Source organism: Sporichthya sp. (assembly GCF_013815995.1).
In the GTDB taxonomy this organism is placed as follows: Bacteria; Actinomycetota; Actinomycetes; order Sporichthyales; family Sporichthyaceae; genus Sporichthya.
On sequence record NZ_JACDFE010000234.1, the window covers coordinates 1 to 6916 of the forward strand.

The window sequence follows — 6916 nt, forward strand, 5'->3', positions numbered from 1 at the left end:
CCTCCGAAGAGGGCCGGGGCTCCGGTCGAGCTAGTTCGGTACTACGGCGTCGAGGTCGACTTCGGCGTCGCCGCCGGGGTCGAGGCCGTGGTCGGCGCCGGGGTGGAGCTGGTGTCGTCCGAGCTGTCCGCGTCGTCCGAGCCGGCAGCGTCGTCCGTGGTGTCGGAGCTGGCGCTGTCCGAGGCCGAAGCCTGGGTCGGGTCGACGAAGGTGGTGCCGCTGCGCTTCGCCTCGTAGTAGGCGTCGATGAACAGCTTGGCCTTCTCCGCGTCCGTGGTGCCCTCGGAGTTGTTGCCCGGCTTGTTGATCGAGTAGAGCAGCTCGCCCTCGGCGTCGGACGCAGCGTCCTTCACCTCGAGCGCGGAGGCGGTGTACTTCGCCGTCGCGTTCCACAGGATCCAGCTGTTGATGCCGACATCCTTGGTGGCCCGGATCTGGTCGCGCACCTCGGCCGCGCCGTAGCTCACGCCCAGCGAGAAGTCCTGCAGCCAGGGGATGATCACGCAGTCGGTGCCGAGCACCTGACGGTTGAAGTCCTGCAGCGACCGCTTGACGATGTCGTACGGCTGGCTGTTCGGCTTGGCGACGCTGAACTCACCCGGGCCCCAGTGCGACGGGTAGACCATCGGGTTGATGAAGTCCAGGTGCTTGGCCATCAGCGGGATGTTCTGCGCGACCGAGACCGGCGTGAAGCTCGAGATGCCGAAGACCGCCGCGCCGACGCCCGCGCCGGCCTCGTGGATCGGCTCGGAGGCCTGGTCCACGAAGTCGACGATGCCCATCTCCGCGTCGGTGACGCCCGCAATGGAGGACTTCTCCAGGCCGGGGAACCGCTGCCCCTCCAGTCCGCCCTGGCTCTGGTTCGCCTCGGGACGACGGATGTAGTCGTACATGATGTCGTCCATGCCGGCCTTGGCCGCCTCGACGGCGAGGTCGATGTTGTACTGGCGGACCTCGGCGTTGCCGAAGTTGGTGAACGACGCGGCGCCGTAGGAGCCGGCGTTGTACGCGTTGCCCGATCGGTCCTGGATGACCATGTCCGTCTTGCCCTCGGACAGCGCCCACTTCGCCAGCTTCGGGTCGCGGAAGGCGACGATGCGGCCGACGACCGTGCCGCCGAGGTCGTGGATCTCCTTGACGGCCTCGGCGAGGTTGTAGGTGGCCTTGGAGGCCCCGGCCTCGTCCGCGAGCGGCACCTCGGAGTCGTACCCGATGATGCCGTCCTCGTCCTTGATGTCCAGCTGGATGTTGTCGATCTTCTTGTCCTTGAGCAGCTGAATGATCGGGTCCTTCAGCGGCTTGTAGGCCCAGGCCAGCGCCGTCATGTGCACGGAGCGCATACCCGCGTGTCGCAGGTTGGACGAGACGGTCTGCTCGACCACGTTGCCGGCCTCGTCGACCGCCCAGACGCGGATGGAGGCCGGGGTCTTCTCGTAGTCGACGGAGAAGGTGCCGTCCTTGCCGATCTCGACGACCTTGTCGTCGACCTTGAACTCCTTGGCGCCCTCGACCTTGCCGGTCAGCTTGTAGGGCGCGTCGGCCGCAGCCGGCTTGTCCTCGGCGGGCTTGTCGATGGTCAGCACCGGAGCGGCGGTGTCGATGACGAAGTCCTCGGTGGCGCTGGCGGTACGGCCCAGGCTGCCGGACTTGGAGGCGGAGAAGGTGTGCTTGCCCTCGGCGAGGTCGGACGGCTTGAAAACGATGTTCCCGCCCTCCTCCGAGCCCTGCACCTCCTTGCCGTCCAGCTTCAGGGTGACCTCGGACATCTTCGCCCCGGTCACGGTGAACGCCAGGTCCTTGACGCCGTCGGCGTTGAGCGCGGAGCCGAGCTCCTTGTTCGCGGCCAGTTCGACCGAGCCGGCGGTCAGCGGGAACGCCGCGGCACCCACCACGAGGAGTAGCGCCGCAACACCGCCGACGATGGCCACGTTGCGACCGGTCTTGCGCTTCTTCTTGACGACCGGCGGCACGTTGCCGGCGTCGCCAGAGTCCCCCCACGGGGCGGGCGGCATGCCCTCAGTCATAGTCCCCATCCACCTTTACCGAGTTGTCGCCTGTGCGTGGCGCTGATTCCCCACCCGCGTCCGCACAGGTACGTCATGATCACCATTAATGATCAACTGCTAGATCGCAAGATCACTGCGATCACTGAGATCAGAGTGGCAGTACCAACGGACTTTGGGGGGGAAATGCGCCCACGCGATATAGTGGCAGTGGCCCTGGTTACCGGATTGTTGCTTTCCGGGTGCGCCGGGGACGACGACGATCCGACGGCTACGGACAGCCCGGCCCCGTCCGCCGAGGGGAGTGCCTCGTCGACGCCGTCGGCCACGGCGTCCGCTCCGGCGACGGATGTGGACCCGGCCTCGGTCAAGGCGAACGAGCTCGCCCTCGTGCCGGTGATGATGTACCACGTGGTCAAGCCCGAGGCGAAGGGCGAGTACGACCAGACGCCGACCGAGTTCAAGGCCGAGCTCGAGCGGATGCACGAGGCGGACTTCGTCCCGATCACCGTGCAGGAGCTGGTCGCGGGCGACATCGACGTCCCGGCCGGAAAGCACCCGGTTGTCCTGACTTTCGACGATTCGTCGCCGCAGCAGATTCAGATCGGGGCCGACGGAAAGCCGACGGCGGACTCCGCGGTGGGCATTCTCGAGGCATTTGAGACCGCGAATCCCGATTTCCGCGCGACGGCGAGCTTCTACGTCAACGGATCGCCCTTCAACGACCCGAAGGCCGTGCCGTGGCTGGTGGAGAACGGCTACGAGGTCGGCCTCCACACCGTCAACCACATCAACCTGAAGCAGAGCTCCGACGCCACGATCCAGAAGGAACTCACCCTCAACTCCGAGGACATCAAGGCGGCGGCGCCCGACGCGGTGGTGAACACGATCTCGCTGCCGTTCGGCATCTCGCCGACGAACAAGTCGCTGATCCGCGGCGGCTCCTACGAGGGCAAGTCGTACGAGATCGACGGCGCGCTGCTGGTGGGGTCCAACCCGGCCAAGTCGCCCTTCAACGTCGACTTCGACCCGTACGCGATCGCGCGGATCCGCTCCGGCCCGAAGTCCAAGCCGGTCGACACCGACTCGACCTACTGGCTGAACCTGCTCGAGCAGGGCAAGTGGACGCCGTACACGTCCGACGGTGACCCGGAAAAAATTTCCTACCCGTCGACCTCGTCCGTGAAGCTCGGCGAGAAGTGGGCCGACAAGGGCAACGAATACGACCCGGACGGCGCAACGGGCAGCTCCGGCTCGTCGAGCGGGTCGACGTCGTCGCCGAACCCCTCGAGCACGACGTCCTCGACGCCCGCGTCGACCCCGAAGTCGACCTCTTCGGGGGCGCCGAGCAGCACCTCCACGCCCTGACGCGTGGCCCAGGGCCCGATCACTCCGCCGGGGTGATCGGGCCCTGTGGCGTTAACTGCTCCGTCCGGGTGGAAGTCCTCACCCGCCGAAGGCGCGCTCCACGAACCAGACGAGCGCGATGGCGGCTACCCCCGTGGAGACGAGCGCCGACGCCCAGAACGCCGTCCTCGGTGCGTAGCGGCGCAGCAGAAGGAGCGCCGGGAAGATGGCGGCGATGACGCCGAGCTGGACCGCCTCGATGCCGAGGTTGAACACGAGCAGCGAGGACATCAGCCTCCAGGACAGGGGCTCGTCGATTCCCAGGGCCCCGGCGAAGCCGAGGCCGTGCACGAGGCCGAAGCAGAAGACCACGCCGAGTCGGGACCAACCGGGCCGGTCCAGCCCGAAGTGCCCACCACCTGTCAGCTCACTGTCCAGCGCGGCGCCCGGCCCGCGGCGCCAGCTGCGCCACAGGTGCCAACCGGCCACGACCGCGATCGAGAGGGCGATGACCGGTTCGACGAGCCCGCCCGGGACCTCCACCACCCCGAGCGCGGCGAGGATGAACGTCACCGAGTGCGCGACCGTGAACGTCGTCGCCGTCAGGACGATCTCCCGCGGCCGGCGGGACCCGATGATCAGGGCCACCAGGAACAGGATGTGGTCCAGTCCGTACAGGAGGTGTTCGGCTCCGACGCGGAACCACGACCAGAACCATTCGGGCCACGACTGGTGGGTGCTGAAGGAACGGTGCTCGCTGTCGAGGATCGCGGTGCCGTCGTTGAGATCGAGGTCGAAGGTGACGATCGTCTTGGTGTCGGTGGTGTAGTTCTCCGAGTCCGGGAACAGGTCGCTGCGCACCTCGTGCGCGTCCGCGTCCGCGTCCGGGCAGTCGTAGTCGAGGACCAAGGCGACGTAAGGCTGGTCGTCGCGACGCTCGGCGGTGATGGGGCCGTCCCGTACCGGCTGGCAGGGCCGGCCCTGCGCCGTGATGGCGAAGTGACCGATCACGTAGGCGAGCACGGAATCGGCGTGGGCATCCAGGGCCGCGGCCTGAGCCGCGGCGTCCTGGTTGGACTGCGCGTCGTTTCCGGCCCGACCGAGCTCGAGGTCCTCGGTGTAATCCGTCGCGGAGACGACGAGAAGGTACGAGTCCAGCAACAGCTCGGCGCGGACGTGACCGCGCTCGGGCGCCGTCAGGTCGACGTAGACGACGTTGGCGAAGTCGTGCGCGCGTGCCGGCGCTGCGCCGGTGAACATCGCCGCGATGAACAGCACGAGCACGATGCTGACGCTGCGTCGGAAAACGCGCGCCATGAGCCCCCCGATCGCGACGTGCTACATACGCCGAGGGCGATTGTGCAATATCGGCGTACTTCCGGCTACGTCGCCTGGGTCATGCTCGCCGTCGAGCTCGGCTCAGAGTCCTGCGACGCGCCCGGGCCCGCGCCGAAAGCCCGCACGAAGACGATCCCGGCCAGGGCGAAGAACGCGGCGACGGTTCCCATCGCGGCCAGCCAGGCGGTGTCGACGCCGTCGAGGACCGCCTGCAAGTAGCGCGGCGCCTCCGGTCCGGCCTGCGGCACCACCGCCAGCCCGGCTGCGGGGGACTCCCGCGCGAGCTCCGAGAGTGGGTCGGTGGCCGGGTCCAGTGCGGCCGAGATCTCGTGCCGGTAGCCCATGTTGAAGGCCGTGCCGGTGACCGCGACGCCGAAGACCGCACCGAGCTCACGGGTCAGGTTGTTCACCGCCGACGCGACGCCCTGCTTGGCCGCGGGCAGGCGCTGGGTGATGGCCTCGGTGACCGGCGCGCCGCCGAGGCCGATGCCGCCGAAGATGAAGAACCCGACCGCCAGGCCCCAGTAGCCCTGGCTCGGTCCCAGGACGCCGGCGATCGCGGCGCCCAGCCCGCCCATCAGCAGCGAGCACGCCACGACCGGCCGGACTCCGTAACGGCGGGCGAGACCGGGCCCGGCCACCGCGAGCGGGATCATCAACACCGCCAGCGGGATCATCCCGAGCGCGCTCTTCAGCGGTGAGAAGTTCGGGGCGAAGGCCTGGTACTGGAAGCACAGGAACGCCAGCGCGTAGAGCCCGAAGAAGACCGCCCAGATCGCCAGCGCCGCCGCGGCGACCCCTTCCTCAGCCAGCCCTCGACGTACGGACCCATCGGCCGTCCCCTCGTCAGGCCCGACCAACTGGACGGCGTGTTCAGACTAAGGGTACGGCTGTGGGGCTCGCAGGGACGTCAGTCCTTGGGGCGGGTCCCGATCAGGATGTCGTCCCAGCTGGGCACCGACGCGCGTCGGCGGCCCGAGGCCCTCGACGGAGAGGGCGACGGGGTCGCCTGGCGCACCTCGTCGGCGCTGGCGTCGTGGGTTCCAGTGCGCCGCACCGGCATGGCCTGTTCGGTCTCGACCGGGACGGGTGCCTCCATCGGCAACGTCGGGGTGTCGATCACGACGCGGCGCGGTGCCGGTTCGGGTACCGAGGCCTGCGCGACGGCGGGAACCGGCATCGGGGGAGCGGCGGACGGCATCGGCGGCACCACCATCGGCGCGGGCGCCGGCGGGGCCACCAGGGTCGCGGGACGCGGCGCCGAGGACGGAGCCGGGACCGCCCCGGGGCGGCGGGCCACCACGTCCACCGGGCGGCGGCTCATGGTCGGGTCCGGACGACGGACCAGCGCGGACGGCTGGATCTCATCGTCGTCCTCGTCCGTCTCGTCGAGGTCGGACTCGCTCTGCGACACCATCGGCAACGCCGTGGCGATCCTGGGCTTGAACGGAGCCCGGGCGGGGTGCTCGTCCAGCTCTCCGGTCAGGAACCGGGCCTGCTCGTTCTCGGCGACCGCCGTGCGGGCGCGCGGGTCGAACAGGAACGTGGCCTGCTGGGTCAGCCCGTCGTGCGGGTACTCGACCTGGACCACCCAGCGGTTGTCGTCGCGACGCCAGGAGTCCCAGGACAGCTCCGCCACGGTCAGCCCGAGCTCGGCGAGCTGGGGCGGCAGCGACTCGCCCAGAGTGTTCGGCCGGAGCTCGGCCTGGCCCGGGCGGCGGACCGCGGCGCGCTGCGACATCTGCGCCATGTGTTCGCGCTCGGCCAGCACGGGGCCCTCGAACCGGCGGACCCGGTCGACGTGGATCCCGGCGGCCCGGGCCACCTGCTCGGCGGACTCGCCGGAGCGGATCCGGGCCTGGATCTCCTTCGGGCGCAACTGGCCGTCACCGACGTCGAGCTGTGAGAGCAAGGTCTTGTCTCCACGGATAGCGGCACGCAGGCGTTCGTCGATGGGAACCACGAACTTGTCGCCGTCGGGCGAGCGCAGCACCAGATGAGTGCCGCCCTCGTTAGCTGCGACAAGACGAAGATCCTGCATGACCGAAGTCCTCCTGCTGCCGATGGCACCTGAGGTCGATCACGAGTCTGGCCGCTGGCGCAGGCAAAGCCGTGGAGGCGCGCCCAGTGATGAGCGCTACTCCTGAAGGACCGGCGCGGCAACCGGCAGAGGCACCCCGGGCCGCAGCCGGGGCGACCCCGCCGCGGCGAGCGCAGCGGCCACCAGC

5 protein-coding genes are annotated in these 6916 nt (G+C 69.2%); 1 reads left to right on the plus strand and 4 read right to left on the minus strand.

Features of this window, described 5'->3' with window-relative positions:
- Positions 1 to 41: 41 nt before the first annotated feature.
- Complete coding sequence (locus tag H0X00_RS20020; RefSeq protein WP_293774237.1) at positions 42 to 2024, minus strand: putative glycoside hydrolase; 1983 nt, start codon at positions 2022 to 2024, stop codon at positions 42 to 44.
- 189 nt (positions 2025 to 2213) lie between these two features.
- On the opposite strand from H0X00_RS20020, the gene H0X00_RS20025 reads away from it, so the two are divergent.
- Positions 2214 to 3371, plus strand: a complete 1158-nt coding sequence (locus H0X00_RS20025) for a polysaccharide deacetylase family protein (RefSeq protein WP_293774238.1) — start codon at positions 2214 to 2216, stop codon at positions 3369 to 3371.
- Between the two features lie 78 nt (positions 3372 to 3449).
- Here H0X00_RS20025 and H0X00_RS20030 read toward each other — a convergent pair whose 3' ends face one another.
- The 3 genes from H0X00_RS20030 to sepH all read right to left on the minus strand — a co-directional run bounded on the left by H0X00_RS20030 (position 3450) and on the right by sepH (position 6729).
- The gene (locus tag H0X00_RS20030) at positions 3450 to 4667 is read right to left on the minus strand and encodes a HupE/UreJ family protein (protein ID WP_293774239.1); all 1218 of its coding nucleotides are present in this window, start codon (positions 4665 to 4667) and stop codon (positions 3450 to 3452) included.
- Positions 4668 to 4732: 65 nt separating this feature from the next.
- Positions 4733 to 5548 carry an MFS transporter gene (locus H0X00_RS20035; RefSeq protein WP_293774241.1) on the minus strand — a complete coding sequence of 272 codons (816 nt, stop codon included), beginning with the start codon at positions 5546 to 5548 and terminating at the stop codon, positions 4733 to 4735.
- Between the two features lie 50 nt (positions 5549 to 5598).
- Positions 5599 to 6729 carry a septation protein SepH gene (gene sepH / locus H0X00_RS20040; RefSeq protein WP_293774243.1) on the minus strand — a complete coding sequence of 377 codons (1131 nt, stop codon included), beginning with the start codon at positions 6727 to 6729 and terminating at the stop codon, positions 5599 to 5601.
- Positions 6730 to 6916: the final 187 nt, after the last annotated feature.

Excerpts from the sequence above, each read along its gene's own strand:
- sepH (WP_293774243.1), bottom strand. The coding sequence starts at position 6,729 with ATGCAGGATCTTCGTCTTGTCGCAGCTAACGAGGGCGGCACTCATCTG.
- H0X00_RS20020 (WP_293774237.1), bottom strand. The coding sequence starts at position 2,024 with ATGACTGAGGGCATGCCGCCCGCCCCGTGGGGGGACTCTGGCGACGCC.
- H0X00_RS20030 (WP_293774239.1), bottom strand. The coding sequence starts at position 4,667 with ATGGCGCGCGTTTTCCGACGCAGCGTCAGCATCGTGCTCGTGCTGTTC.